This is a genomic window from Methylobacterium sp. DB0501 (genome assembly GCF_011043735.1).
Lineage (GTDB): Bacteria > Pseudomonadota > Alphaproteobacteria > Rhizobiales > Beijerinckiaceae > Methylobacterium > Methylobacterium alsaeris.
In genome coordinates this window covers 79,633-101,967 of record NZ_JAAKGV010000007.1, presented here as the reverse complement: position 1 = coordinate 101,967, position 22,335 = coordinate 79,633, and the positions used below count along the sequence as shown (strand labels likewise).

General features: G+C 72.0%; 19 protein-coding genes. 6 read left to right on the top strand and 13 right to left on the bottom strand.

Annotation, left to right across the window (positions count from 1 at the left end):
• Window positions 1–268 precede the first annotated feature (268 nt).
• The 4 genes from dapA to G4G93_RS11950 all read right to left on the bottom strand — a co-directional run bounded on the left by dapA (window position 269) and on the right by G4G93_RS11950 (window position 4,032).
• Window positions 269–1,216, bottom strand: a complete 948-nt coding sequence (gene dapA / locus G4G93_RS11965; RefSeq protein ID WP_165084476.1) for a 4-hydroxy-tetrahydrodipicolinate synthase — start codon at window positions 1,214–1,216, stop codon at window positions 269–271.
• Window positions 1,213–1,428 (bottom strand): hypothetical protein, encoded by a 216-nt coding sequence (locus G4G93_RS11960; RefSeq protein WP_165084474.1) that lies wholly within the window; start codon window positions 1,426–1,428, stop codon window positions 1,213–1,215. The genes dapA and G4G93_RS11960 overlap by 4 nt, the downstream gene beginning before the upstream one ends.
• Window positions 1,429–1,798: 370 nt before the next feature.
• Entirely contained in the window at window positions 1,799–2,341 is a 543-nt protein-coding gene (locus G4G93_RS11955; RefSeq protein ID WP_165084472.1) for a winged helix-turn-helix domain-containing protein, read from the bottom strand.
• Window positions 2,342–2,934: 593 nt separating this feature from the next.
• Complete coding sequence (locus G4G93_RS11950; protein WP_165084470.1) at window positions 2,935–4,032, bottom strand: replication protein RepA; 1,098 nt, start codon at window positions 4,030–4,032, stop codon at window positions 2,935–2,937.
• Between the two features lie 917 nt (window positions 4,033–4,949).
• Between G4G93_RS11950 and mazG the strand changes: the two genes are divergently transcribed.
• From mazG to G4G93_RS35880, 6 genes are all read left to right on the top strand, one after another.
• Complete coding sequence (mazG, locus tag G4G93_RS11945; RefSeq protein WP_165084468.1) at window positions 4,950–5,753, top strand: nucleoside triphosphate pyrophosphohydrolase; 804 nt, start codon at window positions 4,950–4,952, stop codon at window positions 5,751–5,753.
• 170 nt (window positions 5,754–5,923) lie between these two features.
• Window positions 5,924–6,520 (top strand): helix-turn-helix domain-containing protein, encoded by a 597-nt coding sequence (locus tag G4G93_RS11940; protein ID WP_165084465.1) that lies wholly within the window; start codon window positions 5,924–5,926, stop codon window positions 6,518–6,520.
• An 11-nt stretch (window positions 6,521–6,531) separates the two neighbouring features.
• Complete coding sequence (locus tag G4G93_RS11935) at window positions 6,532–7,047, top strand: GNAT family N-acetyltransferase (RefSeq protein ID WP_165084463.1); 516 nt, start codon at window positions 6,532–6,534, stop codon at window positions 7,045–7,047.
• A gap of 115 nt (window positions 7,048–7,162) precedes the next feature.
• The gene (locus G4G93_RS11930) at window positions 7,163–8,167 is read left to right on the top strand and encodes a catalase family peroxidase (RefSeq protein ID WP_165084461.1); all 1,005 of its coding nucleotides are present in this window, start codon (window positions 7,163–7,165) and stop codon (window positions 8,165–8,167) included.
• Window positions 8,168–8,411: 244 nt separating this feature from the next.
• Complete coding sequence (locus G4G93_RS11925; protein ID WP_246736714.1) at window positions 8,412–9,371, top strand: MFS transporter; 960 nt, start codon at window positions 8,412–8,414, stop codon at window positions 9,369–9,371.
• Window positions 9,317–9,628 carry a hypothetical protein gene (locus G4G93_RS35880; protein ID WP_246736713.1) on the top strand — a complete coding sequence of 104 codons (312 nt, stop codon included), beginning with the start codon at window positions 9,317–9,319 and terminating at the stop codon, window positions 9,626–9,628. Before G4G93_RS11925 ends, G4G93_RS35880 begins: the two co-directional genes overlap by 55 nt.
• A 15-nt stretch (window positions 9,629–9,643) precedes the next feature.
• Here the strand turns inward: G4G93_RS35880 and G4G93_RS11920 are convergent, their stop codons facing one another.
• The 9 genes from G4G93_RS11920 to dusB form a co-directional block, all read right to left on the bottom strand.
• Entirely contained in the window at window positions 9,644–10,783 is a 1,140-nt protein-coding gene (locus G4G93_RS11920; protein WP_165084459.1) for an AAA family ATPase, read from the bottom strand.
• Between the two features lie 233 nt (window positions 10,784–11,016).
• Window positions 11,017–12,399 (bottom strand): GTPase HflX, encoded by a 1,383-nt coding sequence (hflX, locus tag G4G93_RS11915; protein WP_246736712.1) that lies wholly within the window; start codon window positions 12,397–12,399, stop codon window positions 11,017–11,019.
• A gap of 263 nt (window positions 12,400–12,662) precedes the next feature.
• Window positions 12,663–12,917 carry an RNA chaperone Hfq gene (gene hfq / locus G4G93_RS11910; protein ID WP_048429571.1) on the bottom strand — a complete coding sequence of 85 codons (255 nt, stop codon included), beginning with the start codon at window positions 12,915–12,917 and terminating at the stop codon, window positions 12,663–12,665.
• Window positions 12,918–13,189: 272 nt separating this feature from the next.
• Window positions 13,190–14,560 (bottom strand): sigma-54 dependent transcriptional regulator, encoded by a 1,371-nt coding sequence (locus G4G93_RS11905; RefSeq protein WP_165084454.1) that lies wholly within the window; start codon window positions 14,558–14,560, stop codon window positions 13,190–13,192.
• A gap of 125 nt (window positions 14,561–14,685) precedes the next feature.
• Window positions 14,686–16,995: a PAS domain-containing sensor histidine kinase gene (locus G4G93_RS11900; protein ID WP_165084452.1), complete on the bottom strand. Its 2,310-nt coding sequence runs from the start codon at window positions 16,993–16,995 to the stop codon at window positions 14,686–14,688.
• Window positions 16,996–17,288: 293 nt separating this feature from the next.
• On the bottom strand, window positions 17,289–17,726 hold the full coding sequence (locus tag G4G93_RS11895) for a MucR family transcriptional regulator (RefSeq protein ID WP_165084450.1): 438 nt from the start codon (window positions 17,724–17,726) through the stop codon (window positions 17,289–17,291).
• An 866-nt stretch (window positions 17,727–18,592) separates the two neighbouring features.
• The gene (gene ntrC / locus G4G93_RS11890) at window positions 18,593–20,050 is read right to left on the bottom strand and encodes a nitrogen regulation protein NR(I) (RefSeq protein ID WP_165084448.1); all 1,458 of its coding nucleotides are present in this window, start codon (window positions 20,048–20,050) and stop codon (window positions 18,593–18,595) included.
• Between the two features lie 5 nt (window positions 20,051–20,055).
• On the bottom strand, window positions 20,056–21,216 hold the full coding sequence (locus G4G93_RS11885; RefSeq protein ID WP_395413245.1) for a two-component system sensor histidine kinase NtrB: 1,161 nt from the start codon (window positions 21,214–21,216) through the stop codon (window positions 20,056–20,058).
• Window positions 21,213–22,208, bottom strand: coding sequence for a tRNA dihydrouridine synthase DusB (gene dusB, locus G4G93_RS11880; protein ID WP_165084444.1), 996 nt, complete (start codon window positions 22,206–22,208; stop codon window positions 21,213–21,215). Before dusB ends, G4G93_RS11885 begins: the two co-directional genes overlap by 4 nt.
• Between the last annotated feature and the right edge of the window lie 127 nt (window positions 22,209–22,335).

Below are 22,335 nucleotides of genomic sequence, written 5' to 3'. Positions count from 1 at the left end.
GGCGACCGCCGCCGCGGGGCCGGGGCACGGAGTCGGGCAGGCGCCGGCCGAGCACCGGCAGGCCGAGCCGGCCGGACAGGACCGCGCCGGTGAGCGTGCGGGCCGTCGTCGCCGCGAGGCTGCCCTCCGCACGGCCTCGCCGGCGGCGGGCACCGCTTCGGCCTGCACCGCCGCGGGGTCGTCGAGGAGGCCGGGATCGGCCGTCGCCGTGCCGGTGCGCCGGGCCAGGGCGAGACACCCGGCCGAGGGCGCGGACGGCCGTCCTCGCTCAACCCGCCATCTCGCAACCCGCCACCTTCCGCTCGCCGTCCGGCATGGCCGCGCCGGGATCGAACGCCGCCAGGGCCGCCGCCAGGGCCGCCTCCGTCTCCGGCCGCGGCCGCACCAGGGGCAGGCGCAGGTCGGGGGCGAAGCCCGGCCGCAGCAGCGCCAGGGCCAGCTTGACCGGGCCCGGATCGGTCTCCCGCGACAGGGCGGCGACCAGCGGCCCCAGCCCGGCCTGGAGCGCCCGGGCGCGGGCGCGGTCGCCGGCCCGGGCGGCGCGCTGCAGGGCGGCGCAGGCGCCCGGCACCAGGTTGGCGACGACCGAGACGCAGCCCCGCCCGCCGATCAGCGTGTGGGCGGCGGCGGTGGCGTCGTCGCCGGAGAGCTGGAGGAAATCCGGGCCGGCGGCCCGCTCGACGGTCGCGAGCCGGGCGAGGTCGCCGGTCGAATCCACCAGCCCGGCGATCCCCGGCAGGGCGGCGAGGCGCGCCAGGGTGTCGGCAAGGCAGTCGATGCCGGTGCGGGCCGGGATGGCGTGGACGAGGAGCGGCAGGTCGGCGGCGGCGGCGATCGCCGCGTAGTGCCGGATGAGCCCCTCCTGCATCGGCCGGTTGTAGTAGGGCGTCACCGAGAGCGCGGCGGCAGCGCCGGCGGCGGCGGCGGCCTGGGTCCGGGCGATCGCCGTGCGGGTGCAGTTGCCGCCGGTGGCGGCGATCACCGGCACACGGGCCCCCGCCGCCTCGAGGGCGACGCGCAAGGCCCGGTCGCGCTCGGGCTCCGTCAGGGTCGGCCCCTCGCCGGTGGTCCCGCCGACCACCAGACCCTCCGTGCCTTGCGCGACCTGCCAGGCGACGAGGTCGCCGAGCGTCCGCTCGTCGAGCCGGGTCCCGCCCGCCGCGAAGGGCGTGACGAGGGCGGTGAGCGCACCGCCGAGCCTGTGGGCGGGCGTCACGGGGCGAGGGAGATCGGGGTGCTGGACAGGCGTACCGCGTCGGGCCGGCGGCCGGTCTCGGCGGTGGCGTAATGCAGCGCGTCCCGGCGGCTGCGGAAGATGCCGCCGCCGAGGCCGTGGGTCTCGACCGCGAGCCAGTGGCCCTCGGCATTCTGGCCGACCAGGAAGGCGAGCGGGAGACGGGCGGGGGCGGTGCTCGGGGATTGGGGCATCGGGGGGATCGGGTTCGCGCGGCCGTCCCGCGGCCGCACCCTCAAGATGTCCCGGGCGCCGTCAAGGATCGAGGCGGACGGGGCGGCCCCGGTATCAGGATCCCGTATGGTTTTGCCCGCACCCCGCCGGCGCTCCCCCACAGGGCGATGCCCCCGCGGAGGACCGCGAGGGCGAGGACGAGACCGGCGATGAGGCGGATGAGGCCCATGGACGTCCATCAGGGTTTCAGGGCGGCACGATGGACACCTGGGTCCGGAGCGGCGCGAAAGCGATGCCGAGCGCCCCCGTCACCGTGAAGACGTGGTGCCACGTGCCGGCGGCATCAACCAGGGCCTGACAAGACGTCGGACGGCCGCGATGACGGGGGTGTCAGGAGGCAAGCCCGTAGACCGCGTCGCCGAGGCGGCGGAAGACGCCGCCTCCTCGCGCACGCTTCCACAGCCGGGTGTTGAGGGCGGCGACCGGGTCGTGGCCCGGCAGGGTCAGGCCGCGGGCGGCGAGCCGCTCCCAGATCTCGGCGGCGTGCATCGGCCGCCCGGCCTCGCCCAGGATTTCTTCGGCCGCCTCGATCAGCCGGCGGCCCTCCCGGCGCGCGGCGGCGCCCGGGGGCTCGGCCTCGGGACCGGGCTCGGCCGGATCGGGCCCCGGGACAGGCGCCGCGGCGGGCGCGGCCCGACCCGGCTGAGAACGCGGCGGTTCGGCGAAGGTCGGTTCTGAATGCGGAGCCGGGTCCGGGCGCGGGGTCTGCACCGGGGCGGGCGCGGGACGGAGCGGCTCCACGGCGCCCGGCCGGGCGAGCCGGCGGCCGAGATCGAGGTAGAGCTCGTGCTCGGCGATGGCCCGGTCGAGGGCGGCGCGCTGGCGCCGCAGCTCGTCGAGCCGGGCCTCCGTTTCCGCTTCCGACAGGAACATGGCGCCCTCTTGGAATATTCCATATTCCCGAAGATGCCTGATCCTCGGGAGGCCTCAGAATAAGAATATTCCACCCATGTGCAAGGCCGTCGTCGCGCATTCCGGACGCGTTCCACGACCGAACGGCGATCGTCGGGCGGCGCCTCCCCCGCACGAGCCGGCTCCGACCCGTAGGTGCCGGACGGAAAGAATTCGAAACATTCCATATTCCAGGAGGATGCTTCGCGTCGCGACCGGCCATTCCCCTTCCCGGCCTCCCGAACGGCATGACGAGACGGGACTCGGTGGTCGCGAGAGATCGTGCCGGCCGAGCGGACGACCCATGGGAGGTCGTCCCCCCTTCCGCCGACGCTTCGATCGGCCCGGACGACGGAGGCCTGCGGTGGAGACCGGTTCGATCCGCACGGCGAGCCCGCCGCCGTCATGCCCCGTGGCCCGCTCGGGCCGAGGACCCGTTCGACGGTCGGCCGCGGCGACGATACCCGCCATGGCGTTCCGGGCTCCGCTGCGCGGCCCCGGAACGACGCCGGAGAACTCGAGTTCGGTCGACCAGGCACCGGTCCGCGTCGTCCCGGGTGCCGAGGCGGCGCCCCTCAGGCCGCCCCTGCCCCGGCCGCCGCGGCCTTGCGGCGGGCGGGTTTCGGCGGCACCAGGAGGGAGCCGGGATCGGTCGGCATCAGCTGCAGGCCGGCCTCGTCGAGGCTGATCGGCAGCTTCGGGAAGACCTCCTTGACGTGGGCGACGTCGGCCTTGAACGCCTGGCGGAAGCTGCGCAGGGAGGCGTTGTCGGCGCCGAACTGCTTGTGGACCGTGTCCCAGCTCAGGCGCAGGGGGCGCTGGAGGCTGCGCAGGCGGTAGCCGATCCAGAACAGCAGGTCGAGCTTGCGCGCCGAGCCCGAGAAGGCGCGGGCGGCGCGGATGTCGACCGGCAGGGCGTGCTGGACCAGGTTGTCGTAGAAATCCTGGTGGAACTGCACCGTCTTCGACCAGGCGATGCCGTCCTGGCCGCCAGAGCGCCAAAGGTCGAGCTGGCGGAAGGGCGGCATGGTGATGGTCGAGGAGCGCGACTGCCCGTCCCACAGGCCGATCTGCATCGTGCAGGCGGCCAGCCGATGCAGCTGCTCCTTGAACTGCCGGATCGTGCCGCGCTCGCCGCCCGTGACGGCGAAACCCATCTCGCGCATGAAGCCCGACAGGCTGTCGGCGACCTCGACCGTGGGGCTGCGCTGGCGCACCGCCTCGGTGCAGAGATGCAGCAGCACCAGCCGGGCCTTGGGGCCGTAGGGCAGCCCCTGCAGCTCCATCTGGCCGGTCGCCGGGTTCTTCAGCCGGCCGGCCAGGATACTCAGCGTGTTGCGGCCGTATTCCCGGAAGAATTCCCGCTCGTCGCCGGGATCGCGGTAGGGCAGCCCGCAGAGCGCCAGGACGGAATGGATGTGCTGGATCGTGTCCGGGGTGACGGGCTCGGCCTCGATCACCATCCGGACCGCGTCGCGCCGGCGCTGGTCGCGCCCCATCGCGGCGCGGGCATCCTGCTTGCGGCCGGCCTCCGCCAGCTCGGCGTCGCGCAGGGCCTGGCGGTGGGCGATGTGCTCGACGATGACCGCGAACAGGAACCCGCCCCGGGCCGCTTCCAGCTCGGCCAGCAGGTCCTCGTCGTGGATCGCCGCGATCTTGGCCTCGATGCTCATGCCTGCCGGTGTCGCCTGGTGCCGCGGCGCTCCCGCCGGTGTGGTCCCAAACCTTCATGCACGATTCGGCTCCCGGGATTCCGTGGCCCCGGGGGGGTTATCCCAGGATTCCCACCACTCATCCCCGTTATCCCGCCGTTCTCCCGCGAAGATTCCCGACCCTGCCGCCCGCGAAGGCCTGTGGAGGCTCTCCGGGAGCCCGTGGAGCCCGATCCGGGGCCGCCCGGCCCTGGGACCGCTCCCGGCGCCCTCCCGGCCCGGACGGGCCTGTGGGCGGCCTGTGCACGGTCCTGTGGGCCGGGCGGGACGAAGCCTGTGGCCAGTCCTGTGGCGATCCCTGTGGGCGGCAGGGGCCCGAGCCGGTGGAGACCCGGTGCACGGGCGGCGCAGAGTTCGATACGGGGCCGGTCCGCGGGCCGGGTCCCCGCGCAGAGTTCGATACGCGGGGGCGGATCGAAACCGGCCGGATTCCGAGGGGTTGGGCGAGGCCCGGCGCCGAATCCGATGCGCGGCCACGCCGAATCCGATGCGCGAACCCCCGGAATCCCCGCAGACTTCGATGCGCATCCCCGCAGAGTCCGATGCCGATCCACGCAGAGCCCTATGCGCAACCACCCCGCAAACCTCTGACGGACAAGAGGAATTCGCCCCTCCATATAATCCACATAACTGACTCTCTGAGAATCCATGACTGATAAGTCACCTATAGGCCCGAGAGAGAGTTCGTTTCGACGAACGATCGGCTGCGCCTTCGGCGCCGATTGGATACAATCGCCAGAAGTATGGAATTTTTGGAATAAGCAAGGAATATCAGGGCCCTGCCCTGCCGGCTGCGGTGCTTCACAGAAAGCCGGTCCGGCGCCTATGAGCAGGGTCGAGCCGCCGCCGGGTGCGGCGGGCACGGATGGCGAGCGGATATGAGCACCACCCCGATCGCGCGACTCCTCGGGATCATGGCTTCCTTGCGCGACCCGGAGGGCGGCTGCCCCTGGGACCTGGCCCAGACCCATGCCAGCATCGTCCCCTACACGATCGAGGAGGCCTACGAGGTCGCCGACGCGGTCGAGGGCGGCGACCCGGAGGAGCTGCGCGACGAACTCGGCGACCTCCTGTTCCAGGTCGTGTTCCAGGCCCGGATCGCCGAGGAGGCCGGCCGATTCGCCTTCGACGACGTGGCCACCGCCATCGCCGACAAGATGGTGCGCCGCCACCCCCACATCTTCGGCGAGGTTCGCGGCCTCGATTCCGATGGGGTGAACGCCCAATGGGCGGCGATCAAGGCCGAGGAACGGGCCGCGAAAGCCCGCTCCGGCCGTCCTGCGCCACAGGGGACGCTCGCCGGCGTCCCTCTCGCGCTCCCCGCCCTCGCCCGGGCCGAAAAGATCTCCCGCAAGGCGGCCTCGGTCGGATTCGACTGGCCGGATGCCGCGGAGGTCATCGCCAAGGTGCGCGAGGAGACCGACGAGGTGGCGCAGGCGCTCGACGGCGAGGGCCCGGAGGCGGTGGCCGAGGAGATCGGCGACCTCCTGTTCTCGGTCGCCAACCTCGCCCGCCACGCCGGCGTCGATCCGGAGGAGGCCCTGCGGCGGGCGAACCTGAAGTTCCAGCGCCGCTTTGACGCGATGGAGGCGGAGGTGACCCAGGACGGCCGCACCCTGCCGGAGGCCGGCCTCGCCGCCATGGAGGCGGCCTGGGTCGCGGTGAAGCGGCGGGAGCGCTGATCGCGGCGTCCTCATAAAGAAGGCCGGCCGGTCGTTCGGGATCGGCAGGCATGACGCGGGGGGGGGCGAGAAGCACCGGCGCGACGGCCTTGCGCCGATTGGACGGGCTTCGACGGAGATCCAACCCACCGGGCTTGACCGCCGATCGAATGCGAGAGAATTTCTCATTCATGAGAGACGCTCCCGCTCCCGAGCCCCTGCCCGGGACTCAGGCCTCCGATATCGACCTGCGCCTCGCCGCCCGGCTCGCCTCGTTGCGCCAGGAGCACGGCCTGTCCCTCGACGCCCTCGCCGCGAGCAGCGGCATCAGCCGGGCGACCCTGTCGCGGCTGGAGCGGGCTGAGACCAGCCCGACCGCCTCGCTGCTCGGCCGGCTCTGCACCGTCTACGGCCGGCCGATGTCGCGGCTCTTGGCCGAGATCGAGGCCGATCCGGCCCAGGTGGTGCGCCACGACGACCAGGGCGTGTGGGTCGATCCCGAGACGGGGTTCCGCCGCCGGGGCGTCTCGCCGCCGGCGCGCGGGTTCTCGGCGGAACTCGTCCTCGGCACCCTGCCGGAGGGCGCGGCCATCGCGTACGCGGCGCCGCCGGTCGGCGGCCTCGAGCATCACCTCTGGATGCTGGCGGGCCGGCTCGACCTCACCCTCGACGGCGTGACCCACGCCCTCTCGCCGGGGGATTGCCTGCGCTACCAGCTCGCCGGCGCCTCGCGCTTTTCCTGCCCGGGCCCGGAGGCCCGCTACCTCATCGCGATCTGCCGGCCGTGAGACCCGACGTCATGATCCCCATCGAGACCCTCTCCCCCGCCGAGGCCGAGGCCGCCCTGCCGGACCTCGCCGCCCTGCTCCATGCCTGCGTCCTCGACGGGGCCAGCATCGGCTTCGTGCTGCCGTTCGCCCTGCCCGAGGCCGAGGCGTTCTGGCGCGACGGGCTGCCGGCCCTGCGGAGCGGCGCGCGCCGGCTGCTGGTGGCGCGACAGGACGGGCGCATCCTCGGCAGCGCCCAGGTCGGCCTCGCCGGCCCCCCGAACGGCCGCCACCGGGCCGAGATCACCAAGGTGCTGGTCCATCCGGCGGCGCGCCGCCGCGGCCTCGGCCGGGCGCTGATGCTGGACGCCGAGCGGGTCGCCGCCGCCGAGGGGCGCACGCTCCTGATCCTCGACACCCGCGCCGACGATGCCGGCGAGGCGCTCTACCGATCCCTCGGCTACGCCGTCACCGGGGTGGTGCCGGATTACGCCTGCTCGCCGGCGGGGGTGCCGGAGCCCTGCACCTTCATGCACAAGCGGCTGTGATCCGGACGCCAGTTTGGAACTTGACGAATTTTTGATGGGCGATCGCTTGCGCGCAATCGAATCCTCGGGTCATGTCGCGCCGGGCCGAATCGGCCCTGTGAGGGGATCACCGACCATGACCCACGCCACCATCCGGCGCGCGCTGCTCGGCGCCGTGCTGACGCTCGCCGCGCCGGCCGCCTTCGCCCAGAATGCCCCCGCCCAGGATGCGTCGTCCACGGCCGAGCAGACCATCGCGGCGATGACCAAGATCTTCGGCGACCATCCGGGCAAGCGCTCGAACCATGCCAAGGGCGTGGTGGTGGAGGGCAGCTTCACCCCCTCGAAGGACGCCGCCGCCTTGAGCAAGGCGAGCGTGTTCTCCGGCGCCGCCGTGCCGGTGACCGTGCGCTTCTCCGACGCGACCGGCCTGCCGGAGATCCCGGACGGCGCGCCCGAGGCCAACCCGCACGGCCTGTCGATCAAGTTCAGGCCCGCCGACGGCTCCGAGATGGACGTCGTCACCAACTCGCTGAAGTTCTTCCCCGTCGCGACCGGCGAGGAATTCCGCGATCTCCTGGTGGCGATCACCAGGAGCGGCCCCGGCGCGGCGAAGCCGACCCCGGTCGAGCAGTTCATGGCCGCGCATCCGGCCGCCCCGAAGGCGCTCGCCACCGCCAGGACCCCGTCGAGCTTCGGCCGCCAGGTCTACAACGGCGTCAACGCCTTCGTGCTGGTCGACGCCGCCGGCAAGCGCACCCCCTTCCGCTACCGCATCGTGCCGGTGGCCGGCGAGGAGATCCTGAGCGCCGACGACGCCAAGGCCAAGGGCCCGAACTACCTCGTCGAGGAGATGCCGGCGCGGCTGGCCAAGGGCCCGGCGGCGTTCCGGGTCGAGGCGCAGATCGCCCAACCGGGCGATTCCACCAAGGATTCGACGATCCCCTGGCCGGAGGACCGCCGCTTCGTCGATCTCGGCACCCTGACCCTGACCAAGGCGGTGCCCGACAGCCAGACCGCCGAGAAGGCGCTCTTGTTCATGCCCAACAACCTGCCGGACGGCGTCGAGGTCTCGGACGACCCGCTGATCGACGCCCGGGTCCAGGCCTACGCGATCTCGTTCGGTCGCCGCTCGCAGTAAGGGCCGAGGCGCGCGGCCCGGGGATGGACCGGGCCGCGCGCCGGGATCGACCTTCCGTCCGATCCATCCTCCGACGGAGTTGAAGCCCGCCATGTCGTTCCGGGGCCGCGCAAGCGGCGCCCGGAACGACGCCGAGGAGCGGGAACGGAGGCGACGCCTCTGCACGCCGCCAGGGTCGCACGATCTCTCCGATGCGAGGAGATCGTCGTTGCGGGAGGAACATCCCCCCGCTACGCCCACCCCCATGACCCCCTTCCTCAAGGCCAACCTGCGCTGGCTCGCGGCCGGGTTCCTGCTCCTGTTCTGCGGCTGCTTCGGCCAGACCTTCGTGGTCGCCCTGTCGGGCGGAGCGATCCGGCGGGAGTTCGGGCTGTCGGACGGGGCGTTCGGGGCGCTCTATGCCGGCGTCACCCTGGCCGCGGCCCTGGCGCTCGCGGGGCTCGGCGGGCTCATCGACCGCTGGCCGGCGCAACGGGTGGTGCGCCTCGCGGCCGGGCTGCTGGCCATGGGGGCCGCCGGCCTCGGGCTGTCGCCGAACCTCCCGGTCCTGGCCTCGAGCCTGTTCCTGCTCCGCCTCGCCGGCCAGGGGCTGATGCTGCAGACCGCCTACACGCTCCTCGGGCGCTGGTTCGCGGCGGAGCGCGGCCGGGCGGTATCGCTCGCCGCCCTCGGGCTCAATGCCGGCCAGGCCTGCCTGCCCCTCGGCGTCGTCGCGGCAGCAGGTGTCCTCGGCTGGCGCGGGGCCTGGCTCGGCATCGCCTTGCTCCTGGTCCTCGTCGCCCTGCCCCTCGCCCGCCATCTCGTGCGGCGCGAGCGGGTGCCGGAGGAGACCGCGCTCTCCGGCCCGGCCGAGGGGGCGACGCGCGCCCAGGCCCTCGCCGACCCGTATCTCCACGGGCTGCTCGCAGCGATGCCGCCGCCCTCCTTCATCAGCAACACGATCTTCTTCCACCAGGTGCATCTGGCCGAGAGCCGGGGCTGGCCGCCGGAGCTGCTGGCCGCCGCCTTCCCGCCCTACGCGGTCGCGGCCGTCCTGTGCCTGCTCCTCGCCGGCCGCCTCGTCGACCGGTTCTCGGCCCTGGCTTTGCTGCCCCTCTACCTGGTGCCGTTCGGCCTCGCCTGCCTGATCCTCGGCGGGGTCGGCGCGCCATGGGCGCCTTCGCCTTCATGCTGCTCTACGGCGTCACCGACGGGATCTCGCTGACCCTGTTCGGTGCCCTCTGGCCGGAGGTCTACGGCACCCGCCATCTCGGGGCGATCCGCGGCGCCGTCGTGGCGATCATGGTGCTCGGCACGGCCCTGGGGCCCTTTCTGTCGGGCCTGCTCATCGATGCCGGCGTGCCTTTCGCCGGGATCGTCATCGGGATGGGGCTCTATTGCCTTGGCGTCTCCGGCGCCCTGCTCCTGGTCCGGCGCCGCTTCATCGGGCATCTGCGCCGGCGTCGCTTCGCCGCCGCGTGACGCACCGCTCCGGCCCTACCGCTTGGGCCAGGTCCAGGACGGCGGGTCGTGGTCCGGCGCCAGGGTCTCGCCGAGGCGCTTGTCGAGGGTGATGCGGGCCGCCCCCTCCCGCTCCAGGGCCGCCACCAGGGCGGCGGCGTGCGACACCACCAGGACCTGCGTGCTCTCCGCCGCCCGCGCGATCAGCGCGGCCAGCGGCGCCAAGAGGTCGGCATGCAGGCTGGTCTCGGGCTCGTTGAGCACCATCAGCTCGGGCGGGCGCGGCGACAGGAGGGCCGCGGCGAGCAGGATGTAGCGCAGGGTCCCGTCCGAGAGCTCGGGCCCGCGTAAACGACGCAGCAGCCCGTGCTGGCCGAGTTCGAGCGAGAAGTGGCCCTCGCTCGCCGCCACCGACAGCTCCGCCCCCGGGAACGCCTCGGCGATGGTCGCGTCGAGGGCGTCGCGGTCGCCGATCTCGATGATCGTCTGGATCGCCGCCGCCACGTCGGCGCCGTCGCCGGCCAGCACCGGCGTGCGGGTCCCGATCTGCGGCCGGCGGGCCGGGGCGTCCCGGTCGGTGCGGAAATGGTCGTAGAAGCGCCAGGCCCGCATCCGCTCGCGCAGTACCAGGACGTCGAGGGCGTCGCGGGGATCGGCGCCGTGGGTCATCAGGCTGTCGAAGGCGGCGAGCTCGCGAAAGGCCTCGGTCCAGGTGCCGGACCCGTCGCGCAGGCGCACCAGCGGCCCGCGCCGCTCGGCGAAGACGTTGGCGCGCCCGACGATCGGCCCGGTCCAGACGCTCTCGGCCTTGATCTCGGGGTCCTGGGAAAAGAACGTGCCCGCATAGGTCGGGGCCGGCAGGCCGAGGGCGACGGCGTAGCCGTAATCGTCGTCCGAGAAGCCGAGCTTCAGCTCGACCGGGTTCCGCCGCACCGTGCCCTCGACCTGGCGCCCGAACGCCTCCGGCCCCGCCCACAGCGCCGAGGCAAAGCCCCCTTCCCGGGCGAGCGACGGGATCGCCCGCCCTTGGGCGACCTCGGCGAGGAGCCGAAGGGCGCGGTAGAGGCTCGACTTGCCGCTGCCGTTCGCCCCCGTCACCACGGTCAGCCGGTCGAGGCCGAGCACGCTATCGCGCAAGCTGCGGTAGCCGGAGATGGCGAGGCGGTGGATCGGCATGGGGCCCAAGGGTTTAGCCGAGATCGACAAGTTGAGCGCGTTCCCCTCTCTCGTGTGGGAGAGGGGTTAGGGGTGAGGGTGACACGGTTCTGAGTCCAGCTAGAAATTCTCAGCTGCCAGCACGACGCTCTCAGTTTTGCACTGAAGCGTGTCACGGGAGAGGGGATCCCGTGACTTATCTTTATTACTGGAGATCAAGTGAAAATATTTGTGCGACGAGGTCCGATGGTACCTCACCCACCCCCACGCAACCGCCGCGCCGCCCCGAACCGGTTGAGGAACCGCGGCTCCTTCTCCGGCGCGACCCGGACCACGAGGTGCATCGCGCCCGACGCATCCTCGCGGCGGTCGAGCACCTCGGCATTCTCGTAGAGCCAGTGCAGCTCGGCGCCTTGCGCCGGTTCCAGGATCACCGCGAAGCTCGTGCGGGCCGCCGCGATCCGGGCCTCGATCCGGCTCATCAGGCGGTCGATGCCCTCGCCGGTGAGCGCCGAGAGCAGGACCGGCCCGGTCCCCCCCTTGGCGCCGTTCGGCCGGCTCAGGTTGAGCAGGCGTTCGCGCTCCGCCTCGTCGAGGAGGTCGGCCTTGTTCCAGACCTCGATGATGCGGTCGGCGTCGGGCTCGATGCCGAGTTCGGCGAGCACCTGCGCCACGTCGGCGCCTTGCGCCTCCGCGTCCTCGTGGGCGATGTCGCGGACGTGGAGCAGGATGTCGGCCTCGATCACGTCCTCCAGCGTCGCCCGGAAGGCGGCGATCAGCATGGTCGGCAGGTCGGAGATGAAGCCGACGGTGTCGGACAGGATCGCGGTCTCGCCGTGCGGCAGCTTGATCGCCCGCGCGGTCGGGTCGAGGGTGGCGAACAGCATGTTCTCCGCCAGCACCTCGGCCCGGGTCAGGCGGTTGAACAGGGTCGACTTGCCGGCATTGGTGTAGCCGACGAGCGCGACGATCGGGTACGGCACCCGGCGGCGGGAGCGGCGGTGCAGGCCGCGGGTGCGGGTGACGGTCTCCAGATCGCGCTCGATCCGGGTCATCCGCTCCTGGATCATCCGCCGGTCGGCCTCGATCTGGGTCTCGCCCGGGCCGCCGAGGAAGCCGAAGCCGCCGCGCTGGCGCTCGAGATGGGTCCAGGACCGGACGAGGCGGCTGCGCTGGTAGGCCAGATGCGCGTGCTCGACCTGCAGCGTGCCCTCGCGGGTCGAGGCGCGCCGCCCGAAGATCTCCAGGATCAGGCCGGTGCGGTCGATGACCTTGACGCCCCAGGCCTTCTCCAGGTTGCGCTGCTGCACCGGCGAGAGCGCGCAATCCATCACCACGAGGCGGATGCCGTCGGCCTCGATCCGCCCGGCGATCTCCTCCACCCGGCCCTTGCCGAGATAGGTCGAGGGCCGGATCTGCTGGACGGTGACGAGGAGCTTGTCGGCGACGTCGAGCTCGATCGCGGCGGCGAGGCCCACCGCCTCGTCGAGGCGGGCGAGGGCTGGGCGTGGCTCGGCCCCGGCGTCGCGCTTGGTGTGGTAGGGGCCGATCACCAGCGTGCGGGTCTCGGCCGCGATCGCGGCCTCCGGCTCGGCCTGGCGCTGCAGGCGGATCTCGCCCGGTGTCCGCGGTTCCATCGTCTCTCCGGCTGCTCCCGGAATCGGTCGGGAGTCCATCGGACAGAGGTTGGATGGAGGCGTGAGATAATCAAGCCGCAGGGCGCGTCCGCGGCGCGTGATTCGACGCCCTCACCCTTGAAAGACGGCGCCGGAAAAAAACAGGCCGCGAGACGCGGCCTGGACATTCGCCGGACGTGAATGTTCGGGAGAAGGCATGGAAGCGCGAGCGGGGCCCGCATCGACGGGCCCGCGGCGCGCGCGCCGGTTCCTCCGCGACGGGATCAGGCCTTCTCGGCCCCCTCCTCGCCCTGCTCGAACAGCTGCACCGGATGGCCGGGCATGATCGTCGAGATCGCGTGCTTGTAGACCAGCTGCGAGTGGCCGTCACGCCGCAGCAGCACGCAGAAGTTGTCGAACCAAGTCACGACACCCTGCAACTTCACGCCGTTGACCAAGAAGATCGTCAGCGGGATCTTGTTCTTGCGAACGTGGTTGAGGAAGGTGTCCTGCAGATTCTGAGCGCGTTCGCCCGCCATTCTTCTTGTCCTTTGAACCCGCTGCCAGTCCTGTCGACGGGTCGGTCCGTGTTGTCGTTGTGCGGGAGGCGCGACGCGCCGCCCCGGGATCCGGCCGCCCCATTACACGGTGAAGCTCGCCCGGGCGCAAGTGCAGACTGGCCGCAGGGGAGATCCCCCGGGCCGCCGAATCCGCCGCGTCCGGCCGTGCCCGCGATCCTGTCGTGCCCCGGCCACGGGCCGGCTTAGCAGACAAACCGGAGCTTGACACTCACAAAAGCGGGCTTCGGGAATCAGGCACCGATGCCGAGGGACTTGAGCTTCCGGTGCAGGGCCGAGCGCTCCATGCCGATGAACTCGGCGGTGCGAGAGATGTTGCCGGAGAACCGGGCGATCTGCGCCACCAGGTACTCGCGCTCGAAGATCTCCCGCGCCTCGCGGAGCGCCAGGCTCATCAGCTTCTCGCCGCCGGCGCCGCTCGGGGTGGTGGGGACCAGCGCGCCGACCTCGCTCGGCAGCATCTCGGTCGTGACCTCGGTCTCGGGGTCGCCCTGCGTCAGGATCATCAGCCGTTCGACGTTGTTGCGCAGCTGGCGGACGTTGCCGGGCCAGTCGTGCGACTGCAGCACCGCCATGGCGTCGGCGGCGATGCGGCGTTGCGGCAGGCCGGTGGCGGCCGAGATCTGCTCCATGAAGAACGCGATCAGTTCCGGCACGTCCTCGCGCCGCTCGGCGAGCGAGGGGATGCGGATCGGCACGACGCTCAGGCGGTGGAAGAGGTCCTCGCGGAAGCGGCCGCCGGCGATCTCCTCGGCGAGGTCGCGCGACGAGGACGAGATGATCCGCACGTCGACATGGACCCGGGTGGTGCCGCCGACGCGCTGGAAGTTCTGGTCGACGAGGACCCGCAGGATGCGGTTCTGGGTCTCGCGCGGCATGTCCGCGACCTCGTCGATGTAGAGGCTGCCGCCATGGGCCTCCTCGAGCGCCCCGACCCGGCGCGGCTTGCCGTCGGCCGCCTCGACGCCGAACAGCTCGGCCTCCATCGTGTCGGGCGTGATCGTGGCGGCGTTGATCACCACGAAGGGACCGCTCGCCCGCGACGAGGCGGCGTGGATGGTGCGGGCCGACAGCTCCTTGCCGGAGCCCGGCGCGCCGGAGATCATCACCCGGGCATTGGTGGGGGCGACGCGCTCGACGGTCTGGCGCAGCTGGTTGGCCGCCACCGAGGCGCCGACGATGCGGCTCGCCTGGCCGGAGCGCGCCTTGAGGTCGCGCACCTCGCGCTTGAGCCGCGAGGCCTCCAGCGCCCGCTCGGCGACCAGGATCAGCCGGTCGGCCTTGAACGGCTTCTCGATGAAGTCGTAGGCGCCCGCCTTGATCGCCGAGACGGCGGTCTCGATGTTGCCGTGGCCCGAGATCATCACCACCGGCAGGTCCGGGGCCTGGGCCTTGATGACGTCGAGCACCTGCAGCCCGTCGAGGCGCGAGCCCTGGAGCCAGATGTCGAGGAAGACGAGGTGCGGGCGGCGCGCCTCGATCGCCGACAGGGCCTCGTCGGAGGAGCCGGCGGTGCGGGTGCGGTGGCCCTCGTCGTCGAGGATGCCGGCGACGAGTTCGCGGATGTCGGCCTCGTCATCGACGATCAGAATGTCGGCGCTCATGGCTCAGGGCCTCCCCGCGGCGCTGATGGCGGTCCCGGAGGCCGCGCACCCGCTGCTGTATCGAATTGGGCTGTGTGGAAATGGGCTGTGCGCGGTCCGGCGCGCCCGGCGGCGGGCCGGGCGCGTCACGCGGCGGGCTCCGGCGAGGCCTGCGGCGAGATCTGCTGGGCTTGCGCCGGCCGCGCGGGCCGGCTCGCGCCGCCGTCGGGGCCTGCGTCGCGCCGCACCTCCCTGAGGACCCGCATGCGCACCTGCCCGCCGCGCCCCCGCGGGTTGTCGTTCAGCTCGATGCCGCCGCCGTGCTCTTCCAAGACCTTGCTCACGATCGCCAATCCGAGGCCCGTGCCCCCCTCGCGGGTGGTCATATAGGGTTCGAGCAGCCGCTGGCGCCCTTCCTGCGGGAATCCCTTGCCGGTATCGGTGATCTCGATCACCGCCGCCTCGCCCTCCTCGTAGAGGCGCACGGCGACCAGGCTCTCACCGCGCACGTCCTCCGGCACCGCCTGCACCGCCTCGACGGCGTTCTTGAGGATGTTGGTGATCGCCTGCGACAGGAGCCGGGTGTCGAAGGCGGCGCTGACGCGGTTCGCGCCCTCCTCCAGCGTGAAGGTCACGTCGGGATGGGCCACCCGCATCATGAACAGGTTCTGCTTGACGATCTCGGTCAGGTCGTTGCGGGCGATCGCGGGCTTCGGCATCCGGGCGAAGGACGAGAACTCGTCCACCATCCGCTTGATGTCGTCGACCTGGCGCACGATCGTGGCGACGCACTGCTCGAAGATCTCCTTGTCGGCGGTGATGACCTTCCCGTACTTGCGCCGGATGCGCTCGGCCGAGAGCTGGATCGGGGTCAGCGGGTTCTTGATCTCGTGGGCGATGCGGCGCGCGACGTCGGCCCAGGCCGAGGTGCGCTGCGCCGTGACGAGGTCGGTGATGTCGTCGAGGGTGACGACGTAGCCGCGGTCGCCGTCCTGCGACTGCTCGCTCGTGGTGCGCACGTCGATGGTGCGCTCGCGGCCGTTGCGGGCGATCTGGATCTGCTGCTGCGTCGGGCGGGCCCGGGCGTCGCCCGGCAGGCCGCCGAGCTCGGGCATCACCGCCTCCAGGGGCTCGCCGACGAGGTCGGCGACCGAGCGCCCGAGCATCCGCTCGACGGAGGGGTTGGCGATGGTGATGACCCCGCGCCCGTCGACGCCGATCACGCCCGCCGGCACCCCGGCGAGCACCGCCTCGGTGAAGCGGCGGCGGCTGTCGATCTGCTCGCTCTGCTCGATCAGGGTGGTGCGCTGGCGGCTCAGCTCCTGCGTCATCTTGTTGAAGCTCTCGCCGAGATGCTGCAGGTCGCCCTCCGTCTTCCGGAACGGCACCTGGGCGTAGTAGTTGCCGGACGCGACCTGGTCGGCGGCGTTGATCAGCCGGCGGATCGGCACCACGAAGCGGTTGGCGAAGTTGAGCCCGAACCACACCGCCGACAGGAGCGCGATCAGGGCGATCAGCGCGAACATCGTCGCGAAGGCGATCTGCACGCTGCGCCGCCCGGCATCGATGGTCAGGAACTCGGTCGCGGCGGCCCGCGACACCCCCGGGAACTCGACGGCGAGCCGCGTCACCTCGCGCTCGACCAGCAGGAAGGCGTCGTCGTAGGCCGGCAGCCGCATCAGCGTGCCGAACACCCGCCCCTCCCGCGGCAGCAGGCAGGTGGCGTCGGCGGATTTCGCGGCCTCCTCGAAGTCGCTGGCCGAGGGCAGCGGCGGGTCCTTGAGGATGTCGATATTGGCCCGCGCCACGGTCTCGGTCGGCGAGCGCATGATCCGGGCGATCGGCAGGCCGAGGGAGGCGGCCCGGGCCGTCAGGAAGCTCTCGAACCAGACGCGCTCGACGTCGAAGGCGGGCCGCGCCCGGGTCAGGTCGTCGGAGAGGATCCGGGCCTCGCGGGCGAGGCTCTGGCACTGGTTGGTCAGGTAGGCGTCGGCCACGTCGACCGACATCAGCACGACGTTGCGCATCCGGTCCGAGAACCAGGGCGACAGGCCGCGCTCGAGCGTGATCGACGCCACCACGGCGAGCAGCACCGTCGGCAGGGTCGCGATCAGGCTGAACAGGCCGACGATGCGGGTGTGCAGCCGCGCGGCGGCCGCGTTGGCGCGCCGCGCCCGCAGGAAGACCCGCGCCTCCCAGGCGATCACCACGACGAGGAGCAGCACCAGGACGACGTTGCTGAGCAGCAGCGCCACCACCACGGTGTGGGTCGGCGCGATCGCGGTGGCGCCGACCAGGATCAGGAAGGTGGCGAGGGCCAGCGCCAGGGCGACGATGACCGCCAGGGCCCCGAACCAGCCCGGACCCCGCGGGGCGGCGTCCGGAATCGGCCCGGGGGTGGGACCGGCTGCGCCGGAGGGGGGCGCCGAAGCCCGGGGGCGTCGTGTGAACAACATCCGTGGTGCAAGGCCACTACAGTGTGGCGAAATTAATACGGATGCCGCCGCGGCGGCACTCGCGGCCGCGGGGATCGGGCCCGCGCGGGGAGCATCCGGTGCGGCCTCGCGCCCGGATGGGCGAGCGCCGGGTCATACGACATCCGATCGGCGGCCTCCGGCGATCCCGTCGGATCGCTTTCGCCCGATCGCCGTCGCGATGCGGATTTCGATCCCGCCCGGGCGGGCGGAGCGACGCTCCGCCGTCGCGGGCCGGTGATCCCGTTTCCGGAAGGACCCTTCCGGAGACGGTCTCAGGCGGCCTGCGTCGAGCGCGGGCGGCGGACCACCGGCTTCTGGCCCAGCCCGATGCTCTTGGCGAGCTCGGAGCGCTGGGCGGCGTAGTTCGCGGCGACCATCGGATAGTCGGGCGGCAGGCCCCACTTCGTCCGGTACTGCTCGGGCGTAAGGCCGCGCCCGGCGAGGTGGCGCTTCAGCGTCCGGTACCGGCGCCCGTCCTCCAGGCTGATCAGGTAGTCGGGCGAGACGGTCTTCTTGATCGGCACCGGCGGGACCAGCCGCTCGGGCTCCGCCGGCGCGGCCGTGCCGAGCCGGGCCACCGCCTCGTGGACGCTGCGGATCAGGCTCGACAGCTCGCCCACCGGGACGCTGTTGTTCGACACGTAGGCCGATACAATATCGGACACCAGGCCGATCATCTGAGGCGTTTCGACGTGGTCAGCTGAACTCATTGCGGTCCTCGAGAAGTGCGGGCCCCCGTCCGAGGTGATGGATGTTACGCCAGTCTCCGTCAACTGCAAGGTGTCTGGATCAACACAAGAGATGGAACTGCTTTAGTGTAACCTGTTACCGTAGCGTCAACCATGCCGGCCGGAGCGGTGCTCCGGCGCTGCCTCGCGCGGGGGTAGGAGGGTGTGCGGATCGGTCCCGGAGCACAGTGGGATTCCGGGAAACCCATTTTCAATCAGTGGCTTGGTATGGGTATCCGAGGTCCCGCGCCGGCCGGTCGCGGGCCGGCGGGACGGGCCGGCCGGGCGTCGCAGCCCCGGCCGGGGGTCACTTAATAATCGGTAAAAAGAGCGAATTAATACGTTTTCGCCGTGGGAGCCGGCGCGCAGAGATCCAATCCAGTCCCGCATTCCCCGGCCACCGCAGACCGGCTTGATCGGTCGAGACCGGGCCGCGCCCACGAATTCACGGTTGTGTCCGCTTCATATCGCGACGATCGGTTGTCCTCATGCGCTAACGCAGACTATTTCGCCGGCACCTGTCCCGGACTCGATTGCGCATCGTCCGGGGCAGGCAAAGTAAAAACTTCCCTTATTGCTGCCGCAACGGGTTTGAATCAGTGGCCGGGCGGTGCAGGGCCGAGCTTGAGCATGGGCGCGACACGAGAACGCGGTGCGGCGAAACGATCGCCCGCGACATCGGGTCGGGCCGAAACCGGGCCAGGCCGGCCCGGCTCGGTTCGCCCTTGCCAGATTGTCCCGCCAAATTATCCCGACAGGCACGCACGCACGAAGGGTGTCTCTACCGATGCGTCGGAATGCCGCGCGCAGTCGGGTCGGTTCGCCACCCGGCCGCGCGGGTCCGCCGTTCAGCGCGGGGTGCGGAAGACCTGCAGGTCGAGGTCGCGCACCTTCTTGCGCAGGGTGTTGCGGTTCACCCCCAGCAATTCGGCGGCCCGGATCTGGTTGCCGCGGGTCGCCGCCAGCGCCGCGCCGATCAGCGGTCCCTCGATCTCGCGCAGGATGCGGTGATAGAGGCCGGGCGGCGGCAGGGTGTCCCGGTAGCCGGAGAAATACTCCGACAGGTGCCGCTCCACCGCCGCCGACAGGCCCTCGGATTCCCCGTTCCCCTTGCGCGCCGTCCCGCCTTGGGCGGGGGCGGCGAGCGGCAGGGTGTCGAGCTCGGCCTCGATCACCGGGCCGGTGATCGTCTCCTGGGGATAGAGCGCCGCCAGGCGCCGCACCAGGTTCTCGAGCTCGCGCACGTTGCCGGGCCAGCGGTAGCGCTTGAGCTTCTCCATGGCGTCGCCGTCGAGCTGCTTGCGCGTCAGGCCCTCGCGCTCGACCAGCACGAAGAAGTGGCGCACCAGGTCCGGCACGTCCTCGGAGCGCTCGCGCAGGGCCGGCAGGCGCAACGGCACGACGTTGAGGCGGAAGAACAGGTCCTCGCGGAAGATCCCCTGCTGGATCGAGACCCGCAGGTCCTTGTTGGTCGCCGCGATGATGCGGACATTGGTCTTGATCGGCACCCGGCCGCCGACGGTGGTGTACTCGCCCTGTTGCAGCACCCGCAGGAGCCGGGTCTGGGCCTCCATCGGCATGTCGCCGATCTCGTCGAGGAAGAGCGTGCCGCCCTCGGCCTGCTCGAAGCGGCCGGCGGAGCGCGCGGTCGCGCCCGTGAAGGCCCCCTTCTCGTGGCCGAACAGCTCGGATTCGATCAGGTCGCGGGGGATCGCCGCCATGTTGACCGGCACGAACGGCCCCGAGCGGCGCCGTCCGTAATCGTGGAGCGCCCGGGCCACCAGCTCCTTGCCGGTGCCGGATTCGCCGGTGATCATCACCGTGAGGTCGGTCGGCATCAGGCGGGCGAGCGCGCGGTAGATCTCCTGCATCGCCGGCGAGCGGCCGACGAGCGGGATATCCTCGTTCTCCGGCGCCGCGCCCGGGGCGGCGCTGCCGCGCGGACGCGACAGGGCACGGCCGACGATCGCCGTCAGCTCCTTCAGGTCGAAGGGCTTGGGGAGATATTCGTAGGCGCCGCGCTCGGACGCGCGGATCGCCGTCATGAAGGTGTTCTGCGCGCTCATCACGATGATCGGCAGGTCCGGCCGCACCCGCTTGATCCGCGGCAGCAGGTCGAAGGCGTTCTCGTCGGGCATCACCACGTCGGTGATGACGAGGTCGCCCTCCCCTTGTGCCACCCAGCGCCACAGGGTGGCGGCGTTGCCGGTCGAGCGGACCTCGTAGCCGGCGCGCGACAGCGCCTGGTTGAGCACGGTGCGGATGGCGGCGTCGTCGTCCGCCACGATGATGTGTCCGTTCGGCATGGCGCTCACTCGGTCTCGGCGGAGGATTCGCGCCCGTCGCGGGCATGCGACATCGGCAGGAGGACGCGGAAGGTGGTGCGGCGGGGGGCGGGATCGCACTCGACGATGCCGCCATGGTCGCCGACGATCTTGGCCACCAGCGCGAGGCCGAGGCCCGAGCCTTGCGCCTTGGTGGTGACGAAGGGGTCGAACAGGTCCGGCAGCAGCTCGGCGGTGACGCCGGGGCCGTTGTCGCGCACCGCGACCTCGATCGGCAGGCTGACCCGCTCGCGCGAGCCCGGCACCTGGAGGCGAAGCCCGGTGCGGAAGGCGGTCGACAGGATGATCTCGCCGTCGACCGCGTCGGCGCCGATCGCCTCGGCGGCGTTCTTGACGAGGTTCAGGATGACCTGGATCAGCTGGTCGCGGTTGCCGAGGACCGGCGGCAGCGAGGGATCGTAGTTCTCGACGAAGCGGATGTGGCGGGCGAAGCCCGACTGGGCCGAGCGCTTGACCTGGTCGAGGACGCCGTGGACGTTGACGGGCCCACGCTCGACCGGGCGCTCGTCGCCGAAGAGCTCCATCCGCTCGACGATACGGACGATCCGGTCGGATTCGTCGCAGATCAGCCGGGTCAGGAGGCGGTCGTCCTCGGCGGCCGACTGCTCGAGGAGCTGGGCCGCGCCGCGGATGCCGGCGAGCGGGTTCTTGATCTCGTGGGCCAGCATCGCGCCGAGCGCCACCATCGAGCGGGCCGCACCCCGATGGGTGAGCTGGCGGTTCATCTTGTCGGCGATGGTGCGCTCCTGGAGCATCAGCACCACGAGGTCGTCGTCGAGATGGGTCGCGAACACGTCGACGCTGCGCTCGATGCCGCTGCGCGGCGAGGCCAGTTCCACCCGGTACTCGCTGACGCTGGCCCGGCGCCGGCGCACCTCGTTCACGAGCGCGATGATCGGCGAGGAGAACGGGATGATGTCGCGCAGGCGCTGGCGCTGCATCATCCGGCGCGAATAGTCGAAGAAGTGCTCGGCCGCCATGTTGACCTGCAGGATCCGCTCGTCCGGACCGATGGTCAGGACGGGCAGCGGCAGGGCGTTGATGATCATCTCGCTCGTCGGGTCGCTCATGAACGACGCCTTCCGGGTGCGGGCGGCAGGGGGGGCTGGCGCATCGCTCATCCTCATGCGGCCTGAGATGCAGGCCGTGCGGCCGGGCCCTCGAAGGCGCGCCGCAGCAGCCGCGCGGCCTCGTCCGGGTCGGTGGTGGTGACGAGCCGGGTCCGCTCAGGCGCGGAGAGCCCACCGGCATGGTCGGCATAGGCCGCGAGGTGCTTGCGGGCGTGACGCACGCCCATCCGGGCGCCGTAGAGCGAGAGCAACCCCTCGTAATGCTCGGCGGCCAGCGCCGCCCGGGCGGCAGCGTCGGGCTCCCGGACGGTCTCGCCGGCAAGCCCCGCCGCCACCGCGGCGACGAGCCAGGGCCGCCCGACCGCCGCGCGCCCGATCATCACCGCGTCGGCGCCCGACGCCGCCAGGCAGGCCCGGGCCTCGTCGAGGCTGCCGACGTCGCCGTTGGCGACGACCGGGATCGCCACCGCTTGCGCCACGGCGCGGATCGCCGCCCAGTCGGCCCGGCCGGTATAGAATTGCTGCCGGGTGCGCCCGTGCACCGTGACGGCGGCGTAGCCGAGCCGCTCGGCCCGCCGCGCCAGGTCCGGGGCGTTGCGGGTGGCGTCGTCCCAGCCGAGGCGCATCTTGACGGTGACCGGCACCGACACCGCCTCGCGCACCGCGGCGAGCAGGCGCTCGGCATGGTCGAGGTCGCGCATCAGCGCCGAGCCGGCCTGGCCGCCGGTCACGGCCTTGGCCGGGCAGCCCATGTTGACGTCGATCACGTCGGCGCCGTTCGCCGCGGCGAGGCGGGCGCCCTCCGCCATCCAGCGCGGGTCGCAGCCGGCGAGCTGGACGATGTGGGGCAGCACGCCCTCCCCCTCGGCCCGCAGGCGCGCCTCCTCGGTGCCGCGGGCGAAATCCTCCGCCGCCACCATCTCGGACACGGTCGCGGTGGCACCGAGCCGGCGGGCGATGCGGCGCATATGCAGGTCGGTAACGCCGGAAAGGGGTGCGAGCAGCGCCCCGTGCGTACCGAAAAGGGGCGCGAGGAGCGCCCCGTGCATGCCGGAAAGCGGCGCGAGCGGCGCCCCGCATGCGCGCCGCGTCCCGCACGCCGGCAGACCGCCTGCGGACGGCGATCCTGTTGGCAGCGCTGCCGGCCCGGCCCCCGGCGCCGCGACGCTCAAATAA